The 545-nt window shown below is 55.2% G+C and carries 1 protein-coding gene; it reads left to right on the top strand.

What is annotated here, in order from left to right:
• Positions 1-545, top strand: a 545-nt coding sequence (locus ACTHSP_RS21495; RefSeq protein ID WP_440346940.1) for an alanine:cation symporter family protein, incomplete at both ends; no start/stop codon positions are given.

Genomic DNA, 545 nt, shown 5'->3' with positions numbered 1-545 from the left:
TCCAACGCGTTCAACTTCGATTCGGCTGCAGGCGGTTTCCTCGGCGGTCTGATTTCGACCACCATGATGCAGGGTATCAAACGCGGCCTGTATTCCAATGAAGCGGGTATGGGTTCCGCGCCGAACGCCGCAGCCGCAGCCGAAGTGAAGCACCCCGTCTCCCAAGGCATGATTCAAATGCTGGGCGTTTTCGTCGATACCATCATCGTCTGCTCATGCACCGCCTTTATCGTCTTGACCTATCAACAGCCTTACGGAGACCTGAGCGGTGCGGCGCTGACCCAAGCGGCAATCGTCAGCCAGGTAGGCGAATGGGGCGCAGGCTTCCTTGCCGTCATCCTATTTATGTTTGCCTTTTCAACCGTTATCGGCAACTATGCCTATGCCGAGTCCAACGTCCAATTCATCAAGAGCCATTGGCTGGTTACCGCCATTTTCCGTATGCTGGTTTTGGCATGGGTCTACTTCGGCGCAGTTGCCAACGTACCCTTGGTATGGGATATGGCAGACATGGCCATGGGCATCATGGCATGGATTAACCTCGT

The sequence above is a fragment of the Neisseria sp. P0001.S005 genome (assembly GCF_051963715.1).
The sequence above is the reverse complement of the archived record's forward strand: the minus strand, read 5'-3'. Positions and strand labels throughout refer to the sequence as shown.